The organism is Streptomyces sp. NPDC045956 (genome assembly GCF_056430705.1).
On sequence record NZ_JBWKKZ010000004.1, the window covers coordinates 176770 to 193169 of the forward strand.

The following is a 16400-nucleotide window of genomic DNA, read 5'->3' on the forward strand; positions in this document are numbered from 1 at the left end:
GCGTCAGATAACAACACCTTTCGCAATGCGCCCCCGTTGTGCGCCCGGGCCGGGACTAGCGTCCCGGGGCCATGGGACACCTGGACCACGCCGCCCTCGGCTGGCTGACCCCCGCGCTGTCGTACGCGATGGCCTGTACCGGCGCGGCCCTCGGACTGCGCTGCACCGTACGCGCCCTCGCCGCCACCGGGCGGGCGCGCCGCAACTGGCTCCTCACCGCCGCCTCGGCGATCGGCACGGGCATCTGGACGATGCACTTCGTCGCCATGCTCGGCTTCCGGGTCCACGGCACCGACATCCGCTACGACGTACCGCTCACCTTCGTGAGCCTCCTCGTCGCCATGATCGTGGTCTGCGCCGGCGTCTTCGCGGTGGGCTACGGTCGCCACCGCGGGCGGTCACTCCTGCTCGGCGGGCTCACCACGGGTCTCGGCGTGGCCGGCATGCACTACCTCGGCATGGCGGCCGTGCGCCTGCACGGCGACGTGAGCTACGACCCGACGCGCGTCGGACTCTCCGTCCTCGTCGCCGTCGCCGCGGCCACAGCAGCCCTGTGGGCGGCGCTCGACATCAGCTCGCCCCTCGCCGTCACCGGCGCCTCGCTGATCATGGGAGCGGCGGTCAGCAGCATGCACTACACCGGCATGTCCGCGGTGAGCGTGCGGGTCACGCCCTCCGGCGCGGCACTGCCCGGGGCCACGGCGATGCAGTTCGTCTTCCCCCTCGCCGTCGGCCTCGGGTCCTACCTCTTCCTGACCGCGGCCTTCGTCGCACTGTCGCCGACGGCAGGGGAGCGGGAGGCTACCGTCCCGGCCCGGCGGCCCGTGGGGAGCAGCACCCGGTGACGGGCCCCGGACCACGAAGTCCGGCGACCCGAGGCACCGACCGATCCTCACCGAGCGAGGAGGCCATGCGCACAACCCGTACGACCACCGCGACCCGCGCCGGGACGTCGCCGCCCGAGCCGGCCGTCCGCGGCCGTCGCGCGCACGCCGGACCACCGGCCGACGAGGACCGGACGGACCCCGTGAGCGAGACACCCGACCCGGTGCTCACCCGCGCCCGCCGCGGGATACGCCCGCGCACCGTGCGCGCCAGAGTCGTCTGCCTGCTGATGGTGCCCGTCGTCTCCCTGCTCGGTCTGTGGGCGTACGCCACCGTCACCACCGCCCAGGACATCGCCCGGCTGCGGCAGGTGCAGCGTGTGGACGGCCAGGTCAGGTCCCCCGTGAGCGCCGCCGTCGCCGCGTTGCAGGCCGAACGGCTCTCCGCGGTACGCCACACCACCGATCCGTCGGCGGCGCCCAGCGGCGACTACCGGGAACTCTTCGCGCGCACCGACAGCGCGGTCGCGAGACTGCGGCTCGGCGACCGCCACACCGTCGCCGACAGCGAGGACCTCCCCGCCGATGTGGCCCGGCGCCTCGACGCCTTCGTCGACGGCGTCGAACGGCTCGGGCCACTGCGTGACGCGGTCCTCGACCGCCGCACGGACTGGGAGCAGGTGTACCGCCGGTACACGGTGGCCATCGCGGCGGCCTTCCCGGTGGGCGGCGCGCTGAGCGGTGTCCAGGACGCCGATCTCGGCTCCGACGCGCGCGTACTGGTCGAGTTCGCCCGCGCGGGCGAGGCACTGGCCCAGGAGGACGCCCTGCTCGCCGGCGCCCGCCTCGCCGACGGCCTCGACGGCGAGCGGCTGCGGCTGCTCACCGGAGCCGTCGACCGCCGCCGGACACTGACCGGTTCCTCCGTCGCCGACCTGCGAGGCCCCGAACGCGCCGCCTGGCGGGAACTCGCCGCAAGCGGCGCCTACGCGTCCCTGGGGGCGACCGAGGACAGGCTGCTCGCCCGCGGTGCGCGACCCCGGGGCATCGACGCGACGGCGCCACGGGCCACCTGGGACGACGCGTACGCGCGCGTACGCGACGGGATGCGGACCATCGAACGGAACGCCGGGCGGGAGGTCGCCGACCGGGCCGACCCGTTCACGCGCGGCCTGCTCACACCGGCGGGGGCCGCGGTCCTCCTCGGTCTGCTCTCCGTGGCCGCGTCGCTCGTCGTCTCCGTGCGCATCGGCCGCGGCCTCGTGGTCGACCTGGTCGGCCTGCGCGACAGCGCCCTGCGGATCGCCCGGCGCAAGCTGCCCGAGGCCATGCGCAGACTGCGCGAAGGAGAGGAGATCGACATCCGTTCCGAGGCGCCGCCCGGACCACCCGCCGAGGACGAGCCCGGTCAGGTCGCCGAAGCCCTGGACACCGTGCACCGTGCCGCCCTGCGGGCCGCGGTGGAACGCGCCGAACTGGCCAGTGGCATCTCCGGCGTCTTCGTCAACCTCGCCCGCCGCAGCCAGATCCTCGTCCACCGCCAGCTGAGCCTCCTGGACACCATGGAGCGCCGCTCCGAGGACCCCGACGAACTGAGCGACCTCTTCCGCCTCGACCACCTCACCACCCGCATGCGGCGCCACGCCGAGAGCCTGATCATCCTTTCCGGCGCGGCGCCCGGCCGGGCCTGGCGCATGCCGGTCTCCCTCACCGATGTCGTCCGCGCGGCCGTCTCTGAGGTCGAGGACTACGCGCGCGTGGAGGTACGGCAGCTGCCCGAGGCGTCCGTCGTCGGGGCCGCCGTCGCCGACCTCACCCACCTCGTCGCCGAGATCATCGAGAACGCCGCCCAGTTCTCCCCACCCCACACACGCGTCCGCGTCACAGGCGAGCCCGTCGGCAACGGATACGCGATCGAGGTCGAGGACCGTGGGCTCGGCATGGGCAAGGACAGCCTCGCCGAGGCCAACCACCGCATCGCCCGGTCGGAGACGTTCGACCTGTTCGACAGCGACCGGCTCGGCCTGTTCGTGGTCAGCCGGCTCGCCGCCCGGCACGCCATCAAGGTCCACCTCAGGACCTCCCCCTACGGAGGCACCACCGCCGTCGTCCTGCTGCCCACCGCGCTCCTGCACGGCGAAGCGGCGACCCCGTCACCCAGGGCCGCGCACGAGGCACCGCGGACCGAGGAGGACCTCCGCGCGTGCGTGCCCGGCCCCGCGGAACACCAGGAGACCGTCTCGGCACCGGCCGACCGGCCTGCCCTGGCGGCCTTCGCACCGGTCAGGCCGGAACCGACCGCACCGACCCGGAACCCGGGAGCCCCCGCCTTGCGACTGCACCGTTCTCCCGGCGACTCGGCCGGCTCCGACGAGCCCGTTCTGCGGTCCGTGCCGGAAGAGCCCGAAGGCCTCCCCCGGCGCACACGGCAGGCCAGTCTCGCGCCGCAACTGCGCGACGGACGCCCCGCGGGCCGCGCACAGCCGCCGCCGCGCGACGACGAACGCACCCCCGAGGCCGCCCGGGACCGCATGACGGCCTACCGGGACGGCTGGGCGCGGGGCGGGGGCCGGAGAGCCGGCCGCGGTGCACCGGGGGGCACCACGGGAGGCGGCAACAGCGATGAAGGAGACCCCGCATGATCCACGACTCCGGCCCGGGAACCGCCCGGCGGACCCGCGCACTCGACTGGCTGCTGGACGACCTCGTCATACGGGTGGGCGAAGTGCGACACGCCGTGGTGCTGTCGAACGACGGCCTCGCCGTCGGCGCCTCGACCGGCCTCGGACGCGAGGACGCCGAGCACCTCGCCGCGGTCGCCTCCGGCTTCCACAGCCTGGCCAAAGGTGCCGGCCGTCACTTCGGTGCCGGGGGCGTGCGCCAGACCATGGTGGAGATGGACGACGGCTTCCTCTTCGTCGCCGCCGCCGGCGAGGGCTCCTGTCTCGCCGTCCTCACCGCCGTGACCGTGGACATCGGCCTGGTGGCCTACGAGATGGCACGCATGGTGCGACGCGTCGGCGAGCACCTCCGCACCGCCCCGCGCGCCGCCGCACGGCCGCCCGCCGGCGGATGAACGGGAAGGGCGCGCGGATGAACGGAGACACCACGGGCCACGGCCGGGAGCGGCCGGGCAGCCAGTGGTACGACAACGAGGCCGGACCGCTGGTGCGTCCCTACGCCATGACCGGCGGACGCACCCGCCCGGGCCCCGCGGGCACGGCGTTCGACCTCATCGCCCTCGTGACGCGTGCCCCAGGCGCACCGGACGCTGACAACCCCGCGCTGGGACCGGAACACCGGACCCTGCTCGGGTTGTGCCGCACGGAGACCCAGTCGGTCGCCGAACTCGCCGCCGGCGCCGACCTGCCCGTGGGCGTCGTCCGAGTGCTCCTCGGCGACCTGGTGGAACTCGGCTCGGTCACCGTCAGCCGTCCCGTACCACCCGCGCAGTTGCCCGACGAACGGATCCTGCGCGAAGTGATCGACGGGCTCCGCGCCCTCTAGCGGAGGCCGAGAACCATGACCGGCAACACCGTGCACGACCACCCGGACGGGAAGAAGTGAGCAATGGCCTCCGAACACTCCGACGCCGCGGACGGCGACACGGGCGCTCTGGCGTTGAAGATCCTGGTCGCCGGAGGGTTCGGCGTGGGCAAGACCACCCTGGTGGGGGCGGTCAGCGAGATCAGGCCGCTGCGTACGGAGGAACAACTCAGCGAGGCCGGCCGGCTGGTGGACGACAAGGACCGCGTCGACCGCAAGGTCACCACGACCGTCGCCATGGACTTCGGGCGCATCACCATCCGCTCCGGACTCTCCCTGTACCTCTTCGGGACACCGGGTCAGGACCGCTTCTGGTTCCTGTGGGACGAACTCTCCCAGGGAGCGCTCGGCGCCGTCGTCCTCGCGGACACCCGGCGCCTCACCGACTGCTTCCCGGCGGTGGACTACTTCGAGCACCGGCGCATCCCGTTCGTCGTGGCGGTCAACTGCTTCACGGGGGCACGCCGCTACGACGCCGACGACGTGCTGCGCGCCCTCGACCTCGACCGGGGGACGCCCGTGGTGCTGTGCGACGCCCGGGACCGCGCCTCGGGGAAGGAGGTGCTCATCCGGCTCGTCGAGTACGCCGGGCGGATGCACACCGCCCGACTGCTCGACTCCGTGCGCTGACCGCGCCACGCCTCGGACCGGACGGGCCTCAGTCCGCCACGGCCCGCTGCGCCAGGACCTTCTCCACGGTGACGCGGACGAGCAGTTCGCCCGGGACGCCGTTGCGGGCCCCGAACTCCGCGGCGCGCTCCTCGCCCATGTACCGGGCACCGATGCGCTCGGCCCAGAGCCGGAGGTCGGCGAGGTCCTCCGAGATCCGCGCACGCCCCTGCAGCACGACGAAGTCGAAGGGCGGCCGGTCGTCGTCCACGCACAGGGCGACACGCCCGTCACGGACCAGGTTGCGTCCCTTCACCGTGTCCTTGCCGGTGTTGAACACCACGTCGTCCCCGTCGAGCAGGAACCAGATCGGGGCCACGTGCGGGCTGCCGTCCGCCCGGACGGTCGACAGCTTCGCGGTGCGGGTGCCGTCCATGACGAACGCCCGCCATTCCTCATCGGTCATCTTCTCTGCCATGCCCCCATCCTCCTTGCCCGGAGCACGGGCGTGGGGAAGGCTGGCGGGCAGATCCTCCGGCCAGGGGGAGACCATGCATACGGGGACAACACGGGGAGTTCGGACCATGGTGCAGAACCAGGGACTCGGCTGGCTGCTGGACGACCTGACCGGGCGGGTGGAACACGTCCGGCACGCGTTGGTGCTGTCCAACGACGGGCTGGTGACCGGGGCGAGTACGGGGCTGCGGAGGGAGGACGCCGAGCATCTCGCCGCCGTCTCGTCCGGATTGCACAGCCTGGCCAAGGGCTCGGGCCGGCACTTCGGGGCCGGGCAGGTGCAGCAGACGATGGTCGAGTTCGACGACGCCGTCCTGTTCGTCACCGCCGCCGGCTCGGGCAGTTGCCTGTGCGTGCTCAGCGGTGCCGAGGCGGACATCGGGCAGATCGCCTACGAGATGACGCTGCTCGTGAACCGGGTCGGTGAACACCTCGACGTCGACGCGCGACAGCCGGGTCGCATAGCACCGACAGAGTTCTGACCTGGGGTTTTCATCCTCGGGTGAGGTCGTCCGGAGAGTTTTCCACAGGCCCGCCGCCGAGTCCGCGCCGGCGGCTACGGTTTTGTGTCAGGCGGGCGCGGACGGCGCCGGCCGCACACTCCACGGGGGAGACGAGCATGTCCGGCAACATCCTCACGCACGAAACGACGGCCTCCGTAGACCGGATCGGCACCACCCGCGGCGGCACGTCCCTCACGCCCGGCCGAGCGGCACGCGAACTCGGCCTCAAGCGCAGCGAGTTCGCTCTCGCGGTGCACCTCGGCCGCATCCGCACGCTGCCCGACGAAGGGGGAGGGGGCGGGCGGGTGGCCCGCGACGAGATCGAGCGGATCCGGGCGCAGCAGGGCTTCCCCGACGGACTGCGGCAGAGCGTCCGCTGCGTCGGGACCGCGGAGGGCGCGGCTCTCCTGGAAGTGACCAGGGCCCGCTTCACCCGCCTCGCCCGGCTGGGCCTCCTGGCCCCCGTGTCGTTCTACGTCAACCGCTACCGCGCCGTCGTCTGGCTCTACCTGGCCGACGACCTGCGGCAGTTCGCCTCCGACGAGGGGAACGCCGCACTTCTGAAGGGCCGTACACCGGAAGGACTGCGGGACCAGTTGACGGAGGGCCTTGACCTGCGCCCCCGCAACTGGCGGGGCCGGCATCTGGGGTTCCTGCTCCGCCGGGCCGACGACCCGTGGTCCCGTGCCGCGGCCGTGGCGTCGCTGCTCGACCCGGTGTCGGTGTCGGAGGTCGTCAGGGACCCCTACGAACGTTCCCACCTGTTGCGGTTCCGACCGGCCCAGCCGTTCCACGGGACCCCCGGCTCCCCGGCCGCGCAACTGGCCGAGGAGATCATGACGGCGACCGACCCCGACGAGATCGACTGGCTCCGCGTGGACCTGACGGGTGCGCTGGACGTCGCTCGCGGGCAGCACCCGGCCCCTCGCCCGCTCCCGCGCCCGGTTCCGGGAGAGGCCGGACACGGCCGGACACCGAGGGACCCGCACCCATCGCGCCGAGCGCCGCACCCGGAACTCCACCCGGTGCCGCAGGTCCCGCCCCCACCCGGTCCCGAGCCCCGCCCGTCCGAGGCCGAGGCCCCCGGACGGATCCGCACCATGTTCAGCAGGCTGTGGCGCGCGGGCCCATGACCTACAGCGCCCGGAAGAGCCCTTCCTGGACGACGGAGACCAGCATGCGCCCCTGCGTGTCGTAGATCCGGCCCCGTGCCAGACCCCGCCCGCCGGTGGCGATGGGCGACTCCTGGTCGTAGAGGAACCACTCGTCGGCACGGAACGGCCGGTGGAACCACATGGCGTGGTCCAAAGACGCCATGTCGAAGCCCCGCGGCCCCCACAGAGGCTCCACCGGGATGCGCACGGCGTCCAGCAGCGTCATGTCGCTGGCGTAGGTCAGGGCGCAGGTGTGCACGAGCGGGTCGTCACCGAGCGGCCCGACCGCGCGCATCCACACGGCGCTGCGCGGCTCGGCCTCCTCGACCTCCTCGGCGCTCCAGCGCAACCGGTCCACGTAGCGGATGTCGAAGGGCTGGCGGCGGGCCATCCGCTCGAACTGCTCGGGCAGCGCCCCCAGGTGCTCCCGCACCTCGTCCGTGACCGTCGGCAGTGACTCGGGGTCCGGAACCTTGCGGGCCGGCGGCAGCTGGTGCTCGAAACTCCCCTGTTCAGGCTTGTGGAAGGAGGCAGTGAGCGTGAAGATCGTGCGGCCCTGCTGCACGGCCGTGACCCGGCGCGTCGTGAAGGACCGGCCGTCCCGGTCCCGCTCGACCTGGTACACGATCGGCACACCCGGTCGCCCGGGGCGCAGGAAGTACGCGTGGAGCGAGTGCACCGGGCGCTCGCCGTCCGTGGTGCGTCCCGCGGCCACCAGGGCCTGTCCGGCGACCTGGCCGCCGAAGACCCGTTGCAGCGACTCCTCGGGGCTGCGGCCGCGGAAGATGTTGACCTCGATCTGTTCCAGGTCGAGCAGGGACACGAGGCTCTCGGCCGGATTCGTCATGAGTGGGCTTCTCCTGTGCTCACAGCTGGCCTACATCGGTGACGCGGACGACCGCCCGGCCCTCCGCGTCGGAGGCCGTGAGGTCGACCTGCGCGCTGATGCCCCAGTCGTGGTCGTCGTTCGGGTCGTCGAAAATCTGCCGGACTCGCCACAGCCCGTTCTGCGGCTCCTCCTCGATCACCAGCAGCTTCGGGCCGCGGGCGTCCGGGCCGGTGCCGAGGTCCTCGTACTCGTCCCAGTACTTGTCCATGGCCTCGCCCCACGCGTCGGCGTCCCAGCCGGCGTCGCCGTCCATCTCGCCCAACTGCTCGACCTGGTCGAGGGCGGCGAGCTCGACACGGCGGAACATGGCGTTGCGGACCAGGACGCGGAAGGCACGCGCGTTGGCGGTGACCGGCCGCACCTGGTCGGCCTTCTCCTGCGCCTCCTCGGCGGTCATCTCCTCCGGGTTGGCGAGCTGCTCCCACTCGTCCAGCAGGCTGGAGTCGACCTGGCGCACCATCTCGCCGAGCCACTCGATCAGGTCCTGCAGATCGTCGGACTTCAGGTCGTCCGGCACGGTGTGGTCCAGCGCCTTGTACGCGCTCGCGAGGTAGCGCAGCACGATGCCCTCGGTGCGGGCCAGCTCGTAGTGCGAGACCAACTCGGTGAAGGTCAGCGCCCGCTCGTACATGTCGCGGATGACGGACTTGGGCGACAGCGGGTGGTCACCGACCCACGGGTGACTCCTGCGGTACGTGTCGTACGCGTGGAAGAGCAACTCTTCCAGGGGCTTCGGGTACGTGATGTCCTGGAGGCGCTCCATGCGCTCCTCGTACTCGACGCCGTCCGCCTTCATCGCGGCCACGGCCTCACCGCGCGCCTTGTTCTGCTGGGCGGCGAGGATCTGCCGCGGGTCGTCCAGGGTGGACTCCACGACGGACACCATGTCCAGCGCGTACGAAGGCGACTCCGGGTCCAGCAGCTCGAACGCGGCCAGGGCGAACGTGGACAGCGGCTGGTTCAGCGCGAAGTCGTGCTGCAGGTCCACCGTGAGACGGACGATGCGCCCCTCGGCGTCCGGCCGGTCGAGTTTCTCGACGATGCCGCCGTCCAGCAGCGAGCGGTAGATGGCGATCGCCCGCCGGATGTGCCGCAACTGCTGCTTGCGCGGCTCGTGGTTGTCCTCCAGCAGGTGCCGCATCGCCGCGAACGCGTCACCGGGCCGGGCGATCACCGACAGGAGCATGGTGTGCGTGACCCGGAACCGGGACGTCAGCGGCTCCGGCTCCGAGACGATGAGCTTGTCGAACGTGCTCTCCGACCAGGCCACGAAGCCCTCGGGAGCCTTCTTCCGGACGACCTTCCGCCGCTTCTTCGGGTCGTCACCGGCCTTGGCGAGGGCCTTCTCGTTCTCCACGACGTGCTCGGGCGCCTGGGCGACGACGAAGCCCTCCGTGTCGAAGCCCGCGCGTCCGGCCCGGCCGGCGATCTGGTGGAACTCACGGGCCCGCAGCGTGCGCACCCGGCTGCCGTCGTACTTGGTCAGGGCGGTGAACAACACCGTCCGGATGGGGACGTTGACTCCCACACCGAGCGTGTCCGTCCCGCAGATCACCTTCAGCAGGCCGGCCTGCGCCAGCTTCTCCACCAGTCGCCGGTACTTGGGCAGCATGCCCGCGTGATGCACACCGATGCCGTGCCGGACGTAACGGGAGAGGTTGCGGCCGAACTTCGTGGTGAAGCGGAAGTTGCCGATCAGCTCGGCGATCCGCTCCTTCTCCTCACGCGTGCACATGTTGATGCTCATCAGCGCCTGCGCCCGCTCCACGGCCTGCGCCTGCGTGAAGTGCACGATGTAGACGGGGGCCTGCCGCGCCGCCAGCAGATCGGTGAGCGTCTCGGTCATGGGCGTGTAGCGGTACTCGTAGGAGAGCGGCACCGGCCGGGTGGCCGAGCGGACCACCGCCGTGGGACGGCCGGTTCGGCGTGCGAGGTCCTTCTCGAAAAAGGAGACGTCACCGAGCGTCGCCGACATCAGGACGAACTGGGCCTGCGGCAGTTCCAGCAGGGGGATCTGCCAGGCCCAGCCGCGGTCCGGTTCCGCGTAGAAGTGGAACTCGTCCATGACGACCTGCCCGACGTCCGCGTGCTTGCCGTCACGCAGGGCGATCGACGCCAGGACCTCGGCGGTGCAGCAGATGACCGGGGCGTCGGCGTTCACGGAGGCGTCGCCGGTCAGCATGCCGACGTTCTCGGTGCCGAAGATCTTGCACAGCTCGAAGAACTTCTCCGACACCAGTGCCTTGATCGGAGCCGTGTAGAAGGTGACCTCGTCCCGGGCCAGCGCGGCGAAGTGGGCGCCTGCCGCGATCATGCTCTTGCCGGACCCGGTGGGCGTCGACACGATCACGTTCGCACCGGAGACCGCCTCGATCAGCGCCTCCTCCTGGTGGGGGTAGAGCGTGAGACCGCGCTCCTGCGCCCACGCCTCGAAGGCTTCGTACAGGGCATCGGGGTCGGCGGTCCGCGGCAGCTGATCGATGAGGGTCACGCCCCCATCTTGCCTGGCCTCGGTCGCGATGGGGGAATCGGCTGTCCGCGTGAAGATCACGAACGCTACGCTGGGTCGCCGACGAGGCACGAGCGGACCCGGACAACTGCACAGCGGCACACGAGGAATGGGGCGGGCAACGGCGATGATGGGACCAGCACACTCACTCTCGGGCGCCGCGGCATGGCTCGGCGTCGGGGCGGCGACCACCGCCGCGGGGTACCCGATGCCCTGGCCGGTGCTGCTCGCCGGAGCCCTGATCTGCGCGGGAGCGGCCCTCGCCCCGGACCTCGACCACAAGGCGGCCACCATCTCCCGGGCCTTCGGACCCGTCTCACGGGGGTTGTGCGAGATCGTCGACAAGCTGTCCTACGCCGTCTACAAGGCCACGAAGAAGCAGGGCGACCCACGGCGCTCCGGCGGACACCGGACGCTGACCCACACCTGGCTCTGGGCGGTCCTGATCGGGGCGGGGGCCTCGGCGCTGGCGGTCACGGGCGGCCGCTGGGCCGTGCTGGCGCTCCTCTTCGTGCACATGGTGCTCGCCATCGAGGGCCTGCTCTGGCGGGCGACCCGCGGCTCCAGCAGCGACGTGCTGGTCTGGCTGCTCGCCGGGACCAGTGCCTGGATCATCGCCGGGATACTGGACAAGTCGGAGGGCGGCTCGGACTGGCTCTTCACCGCGCCGGGACAGGAGTACCTGTGGCTCGGGCTGCCGATCGTGCTCGGCGCCCTCGTCCACGACATCGGGGACGCGCTGACCGTCTCGGGCTGCCCGATACTCTGGCCGATACCGGTGGGCCGCAAGCGCTGGTATCCGATCGGTCCGCCGAAGGCCATGCGGTTCCGGGCGGGCAGCTGGGTCGAGCTGAAGGTGCTGATGCCGGCGTTCATGCTGCTCGGGGGAGTCGGCGGCGCGGCCGCGCTGAACTTCATCTGAGGGCCGCCGCCCCTGCCTGCTCAGCCCGGTGTGTCCGAGCCCTGACCCTCGCCTCCGCCGTAGCGCCGTTCGAAACGCGCCACGCGGCCCTCGGAGTCCACCGTCCGGGCCTTGCCCGTGTAGAAGGGGTGACTCTCCGAGGAGATCTCCACGTCGACCACCGGGTAGGTCTCGCCGTCGTCCCACGCGATGGTCTGGTCGCTGGTGGCCGTGGACCGGGTGAGGAAGGCGTACCCGGCGCTGCGGTCACGGAAGACGACGGGCTGGTACTCGGGGTGCTTGTCCTGCTGCATGAGTGCTCCTCGTACGGCGCGGATCGTCGGGTCGGCGGCGGATCACCGCCACGGGGGGTGTCAGCCGGGCAGCGAGTCCTCGTCGACGACGTGCATCGCGGCCTCCTCGGCGGAGGCCGCCGCCCCGTCGATCCCGACGTCCAGGGCGACCAGCGCCGGCTCCTCGTCCTCGTGAACCCCCTCGTCGGGCGCCACGAGCCGACCGGAGCGGTCCGCGCCGACCTCGTTGTCTAGCAGTTCTCCGTCGGTGCCGTCGGAGTCTCCCAGTCCGTCACCGTCGGGGGCGAGCACGTCCGGCCGCTCCTCGGCGAGCCGCTGCTCCAGCGTCTCGCCGGCCTGCCGTTCGGCCGCCGTCACTCCGGTGTGCTCCACCGCCCAGGGGCGCTCCGGCGGGGACCAGCCACGGTCGAGCGGATCGTCGACACCGTCGTTCTCGAGGGTGTCCTCCCCGTCGAGCAGCCCGGTGTCCTCCCGCTGCTCGGATCCGTCGGGCTGGTAGACGTCGTCTCCCCATCCGTCGGCGCTGTTCACGGGTACCTCCAGGGGGTGGGGACGGGCCCCTTCTCACCGTGGACCGCGGCGGGCCGCCGCTGCACGGGGCACAGGCGTCACCCGTCACGAACCGCACGGTTCCCGGGCCTACCCCGAGCCGGTGCCTGCTTCCAGCCTTCCACTCCCGTTCGGGACCGCGCAACGCCACAGCCGTCGACCGGGTACCCCGCACTCCGGCCCGCGACGCCGACCGTGCCGGTGCCGCCCGCCCCGCGTCCGCCCGGCCCGCCGCCCGGCCGGAGCCGAGCGGCGGGGTGGCCCGAGTCCGGCCGGAGGGTGCCCGTCGGGGCCCGGTCAGCCGTGCCACGAGCGCCAGAGCGCCGCGTAGGCCCCGCCCGCCGCGACCAGCTCGTCGTGGCTGCCCAGCTCGCTGATCCGCCCCTTCTCGACGACGGCGATGACGTCCGCGTCGTGGGCGGTGTGCAGCCGGTGCGCGATCGCGACGACCGTCCGGCCGTCGAGGACCCGGGCGAGGGACCGTTCGAGGTGGCGGGCCGCCCGGGGATCGAGCAGGGACGTCGCCTCGTCCAGGACCAGGGTGTGCGGGTCGGCCAGCACCAGGCGGGCCAGCGCGATCTGCTGGGCCTGGGCCGGGCTGAGCGTGGAGCCGCCCGAGCCGACCTCGGTGTCCAGGCCCTCCTCGAGTCCCCGGGACCAGTCGTCCGCGTCGACCGCGCCCAGCGCCGCCCACAGCTCGGCGTCGGTGGCTCCGGTCCGGGCGAGGCGCAGGTTGTCGCGCAGGGAGCCCACGAACACGTGGTGCTCCTGGTTGACGAGGGCGACGTGCGAGCGGACCGATTCGGCGGACATCCGGGACAGCTCGGCGCCGCCCAGGGTGACCCGGCCGTCGCGGGGGCCGTAGATGCCGGCCAGCAGCCTGCCCAGCGTCGACTTGCCGGCGCCCGAGGGCCCGACCAGCGCCAGCCGGGTGCCGGGAGCGACCTCCAGCGACACCCTGCGCAGGACGTCCACGCCCTCGACGTAGCCGAAGTGCACGCGGTCGGCGTGCACGTGCCGTCCTTCGGGGGCCAGCGAGGGGTCACCGGCCTCGGGCTCGATGTCCCGCACTCCCACCAGCCGCGCCAGGGACACCTGCGCGACCTGGAGCTCGTCGTACCAGCGCAGGATCAGGCCGACCGGGTCGACGAGCATCTGCGCGATCAGCGCCGCCGTGGTCAGCTGACCGACCCCGATCCAGCCCTGCAGGACGAACACGCCGCCGATCAGCAGGACGGAGGAGAGCACGGTCACATGGGTGACGTTGATGACCGGGAAGAGCACCGACCGCAGCCAGAGCGTGTAGCGCTCCCAGGCCGTCCACTCGGTGATCCGCCGCTCCGACAGCTCGATGCGACGGGCGTCGAGGCGGTGGGACTCCACGGTGCGGCCGGCGTCCACGGTCTCGGCGAGCGCGGCGGCGACGGCGGCGTACCCGGCGGCCTCCGAGCGGTAGGCGGCGGGCGCCCGCCGGAAGTACCAGCGGCAGCCGACGACCAGCAGCGGCACGGCGATCAGCACCGCGGGCGCCAGCGGCGGCGCCGTGATCACGAGCCCGCCGAGCAGCAGCACCACCCACACGGCCCCGATGACCAGCTGCGGCACGGCTTCGCGCATGGCGTTGGCGAGCCGGTCGATGTCCGTCGTGATCCGGGAGAGCAGATCACCGGTGCCGGCCCGTTCCAGCACGCCGGGCGGCAGCCTGACCGACCGCACGAGGAAGTCCTCCCGCAGATCGGCCAGCATCCGCTCGCCCAGCACGGCCCCGCGCAGCCGCACCTCCCGCACGAACACGGCCTGGACGACGAGCGCGAGCACGAACAGCGAGACGGTGAGCCCGAGGTTCAGCTCACGCGACTCGTCCGACACCCGTTCCACCAGCCCGCCCAGCAGGTAGGGGCCCGCCATGGAGGCGATCACCGCGACCGTGTTGACGGAGACCAGGAGGAGGAACGCCCGGCGGTGCCGGCGCAGCAGTTCTCCCGTGTACGCGCGTACGGTGGCGGGGGCTCCGACGGGCAGGGTGCTCGCCGTGGTCGGGGCCGCCGGGTCGTACGACGGTGGCGCGACGCCGATCATGCCGTCTCCTCGATCTCTTCCAGTCGGCGCAGCACGTCGTCGTCGACGAGGGCGCCGTCGTCCGGGGTCTTCTCGCGGTCGCGCCGGTGCTCACCGTTCAGCGCCGGCCGACCGTTCGGGGCCGGCTCCGGGCCGCCTCCGGCCGCGGGGACCGTCTCCCCGCGCGCCGCGGTCTCCTCGTCGGTCTCACGGGTCACCACCGCGCGGTACCGGGGGTCGGTGTGCAGCAGTTCCCGGTGGCCGCCGACCGCAACGACCTCGCCGTCGTGCAGGAAGACGATCCGGTCCGCGCGGTCCAGCAGCAGCGGCGAGGAGGTGAACACCACGGTGGTCCGACCGTCGCGCAGCGTCCGCACGCCTTCCGCGATCCGCGCCTCGGTGTGCGAGTCCACGGCCGACGTCGGCTCGTCCAGAACGAGTGCCTCCGGGTCCGTGATCAGTGACCGGGCCAGGGCCAGTCGCTGGCGTTGGCCGCCGGACAGCGAGCGTCCGCGTTCGGTGATGCGGGCGTCCATCGGGTCGTGCACGCCCGGTGACCCCTGCGTGAGTGCCGCGAGGACGTCGTCGCACTGGGCCGCGGCCAGCGCGTCCCGCGCGGCGACCGTGCCGGAGGCGGGCACGTCGAGCAGTTCCCGCAGCGTGCCGGAGAGCAGGACCGGGTCCTTGTCCTGGACCAGCACGGCGGTGCGGGCGGACTCCAGCGGCAGTTCGTCGAGCGGCACACCGCCGAGCAGCGCCGACTCGCCCTGCTCCGAGGGATGCCCACCGAGCCGCTCCGCGAGCCGTCCTGCCGCGTCCGGGTCGCCGCACACCACGGCGGTGAACCGGCCCCTCGGCGCCAGGAGACCGGTGGCCGGGTCGTACAGATCCCCGGTCGGTACCTCGGCGGCGCGGGAGCCGGCGGTGTCGGTGGCCCGCTCCAGGGCGAGCACCCGCGCGGCCCGCTTGGCCGACGGCCGGGAGAAGGAGTACGCCATGGCGATCTCCTCGAAGTGCCGAAGAGGATAGGTGAGGAGCATGACGGAGCTGTACACGGTGACCAGTTCGCCGACCCCGATGCGGCCCTGGCGGGCGAGATGAACGCCGTGCCAGACCACGCCGACCAGCAGCAGCCCCGGCAGCAGCACCTGGATCGCGGAGATCAGGGACCACATGCGGGCGCTGCGCACGGCAGCGTGGCGCACCTCCTGGGAGGCGCTGCGGTAGCGGTCGAGGAAGAGCTCCTCGCCGCCGATGCCGCGGAGCACCCGCAGCCCGGCCACGGTGTCCGAGGCGAGTTCGGTGGCACGCCCGGCCTTCTCCCGCTGGACGTCGGCCCGTCGGGTGGCCCGCGGCAGCAGGGGCAGCACGGCGAGGGCGAGTACCGGCAGACCGAGGATCACGACTATGCCGAGCGCCGGCTCGTAGACGACCAGGGCGACGCACACCAGCACGATCGTCAGCGCCGCCGCCGTGAAGCGGGAGAGGGCCTCCACGAACCAGCCGATCTTCTCGACGTCGCCGGTGGAGACGGCCACGACCTCGCCCGCCGCGACCCGGCGGGTCAGCGCGGAGCCCAGCACCGCGGTCTTGCGGGCGAGCAGTTGCTGGACCCGGGCCGCCGCGGTGATCCAGTTGGTGACGGCGGCACGGTGCAGGAAGGTGTCGCCGAGCGCGTTGCCGACGCAGCACAGGGCCAGGAGGCCGCCCGCGAGGGCGAGTCGGGCGCCGGACCGGTCGATGACGGCCTGGACGGCGACACCCACGCAGAACGGCAGGGCGGAGACGGAGACGAAGTGCAACATGCCCCAGGCCAGGGCCTTGAGTTGGCCTCCCAGCTGGTTGCGGAACAGCCACCACAGGAAGCGGGGGCCCGAGCGCGCGTCCGGCACGCCCGGGTCGGGATACGGAAGGTCTTGGATCTGCATGACGTCCCAGTGGCTCGTGTCAGGGGGTGCCGTTGCGATACGGCGGCAAGAGACTGCAAACCGTGCAAGGTTCGCGTCGCGGCATGCCCAAAATCAAGCG

Annotated in this window: 15 protein-coding genes; 8 read left to right on the forward strand and 7 right to left on the reverse strand. The window is 72.5% G+C overall.

The window, feature by feature from the left end; genetic code table 11:
• Positions 1-71: 71 nt before the first annotated feature.
• The 5 genes from AC07FV_RS12990 (at position 72) to AC07FV_RS13010 (ending at position 5000) form a co-directional block, all read left to right on the forward strand.
• The gene (locus AC07FV_RS12990) at positions 72-845 is read left to right on the forward strand and encodes an MHYT domain-containing protein (protein ID WP_479086895.1); all 774 of its coding nucleotides are present in this window, start codon (positions 72-74) and stop codon (positions 843-845) included.
• A gap of 65 nt (positions 846-910) precedes the next feature.
• Entirely contained in the window at positions 911-3466 is a 2556-nt protein-coding gene (locus AC07FV_RS12995) for a sensor histidine kinase (protein ID WP_479086896.1), read from the forward strand.
• On the forward strand, positions 3463-3900 hold the full coding sequence (locus AC07FV_RS13000) for a roadblock/LC7 domain-containing protein (RefSeq protein ID WP_479086898.1): 438 nt from the start codon (positions 3463-3465) through the stop codon (positions 3898-3900). Before AC07FV_RS12995 ends, AC07FV_RS13000 begins: the two co-directional genes overlap by 4 nt.
• Before the next feature lie 17 nt (positions 3901-3917).
• Positions 3918-4331, forward strand: coding sequence for a DUF742 domain-containing protein (locus tag AC07FV_RS13005; protein ID WP_479086900.1), 414 nt, complete (start codon positions 3918-3920; stop codon positions 4329-4331).
• A 63-nt stretch (positions 4332-4394) separates the two neighbouring features.
• On the forward strand, positions 4395-5000 hold the full coding sequence (locus AC07FV_RS13010) for a GTP-binding protein (RefSeq protein ID WP_479086901.1): 606 nt from the start codon (positions 4395-4397) through the stop codon (positions 4998-5000).
• A gap of 28 nt (positions 5001-5028) precedes the next feature.
• Here AC07FV_RS13010 and AC07FV_RS13015 read toward each other — a convergent pair whose 3' ends face one another.
• A complete protein-coding gene (locus AC07FV_RS13015; protein ID WP_479086902.1) occupies positions 5029-5457 on the reverse strand; it encodes a PPOX class F420-dependent oxidoreductase in 429 nt (142 codons plus the stop codon).
• A 106-nt stretch (positions 5458-5563) separates the two neighbouring features.
• Here AC07FV_RS13015 and AC07FV_RS13020 point away from each other — a divergent pair, with 106 nt between their 5' ends.
• Positions 5564-5977: a roadblock/LC7 domain-containing protein gene (locus AC07FV_RS13020; protein ID WP_356606580.1), complete on the forward strand. Its 414-nt coding sequence runs from the start codon at positions 5564-5566 to the stop codon at positions 5975-5977.
• Positions 5978-6114: 137 nt separating this feature from the next.
• Positions 6115-7131 (forward strand): DUF6397 family protein, encoded by a 1017-nt coding sequence (locus AC07FV_RS13025; protein ID WP_479086903.1) that lies wholly within the window; start codon positions 6115-6117, stop codon positions 7129-7131.
• Position 7132: 1 nt separating this feature from the next.
• Here the strand turns inward: AC07FV_RS13025 and AC07FV_RS13030 are convergent, their stop codons facing one another.
• Together AC07FV_RS13030 and AC07FV_RS13035 are read right to left on the reverse strand one after the other, a co-directional pair.
• A complete protein-coding gene (locus AC07FV_RS13030; protein ID WP_356606584.1) occupies positions 7133-7999 on the reverse strand; it encodes an acyl-CoA thioesterase in 867 nt (288 codons plus the stop codon).
• A 19-nt stretch (positions 8000-8018) separates the two neighbouring features.
• The gene (locus AC07FV_RS13035; RefSeq protein ID WP_479086905.1) at positions 8019-10532 is read right to left on the reverse strand and encodes a DEAD/DEAH box helicase; all 2514 of its coding nucleotides are present in this window, start codon (positions 10530-10532) and stop codon (positions 8019-8021) included.
• A gap of 145 nt (positions 10533-10677) precedes the next feature.
• Between AC07FV_RS13035 and AC07FV_RS13040 the strand changes: the two genes are divergently transcribed.
• Positions 10678-11472, forward strand: coding sequence for a metal-dependent hydrolase (locus AC07FV_RS13040; RefSeq protein ID WP_479086907.1), 795 nt, complete (start codon positions 10678-10680; stop codon positions 11470-11472).
• A gap of 20 nt (positions 11473-11492) precedes the next feature.
• On the opposite strand, the gene AC07FV_RS13045 is transcribed toward AC07FV_RS13040, so the two are convergent.
• From AC07FV_RS13045 to AC07FV_RS13060, 4 genes are all read right to left on the reverse strand, one after another.
• Positions 11493-11765, reverse strand: coding sequence for a type B 50S ribosomal protein L31 (locus tag AC07FV_RS13045; protein WP_384691102.1), 273 nt, complete (start codon positions 11763-11765; stop codon positions 11493-11495).
• A 60-nt stretch (positions 11766-11825) separates the two neighbouring features.
• The gene (locus AC07FV_RS13050; RefSeq protein ID WP_384691105.1) at positions 11826-12296 is read right to left on the reverse strand and encodes a DUF5709 domain-containing protein; all 471 of its coding nucleotides are present in this window, start codon (positions 12294-12296) and stop codon (positions 11826-11828) included.
• A 315-nt stretch (positions 12297-12611) separates the two neighbouring features.
• A complete protein-coding gene (locus AC07FV_RS13055) occupies positions 12612-14393 on the reverse strand; it encodes an ABC transporter ATP-binding protein (RefSeq protein WP_479086909.1) in 1782 nt (593 codons plus the stop codon).
• The gene (locus tag AC07FV_RS13060; protein ID WP_479086911.1) at positions 14390-16300 is read right to left on the reverse strand and encodes an ABC transporter transmembrane domain-containing protein; all 1911 of its coding nucleotides are present in this window, start codon (positions 16298-16300) and stop codon (positions 14390-14392) included. Before AC07FV_RS13060 ends, AC07FV_RS13055 begins: the two co-directional genes overlap by 4 nt.
• Positions 16301-16400: the final 100 nt, after the last annotated feature.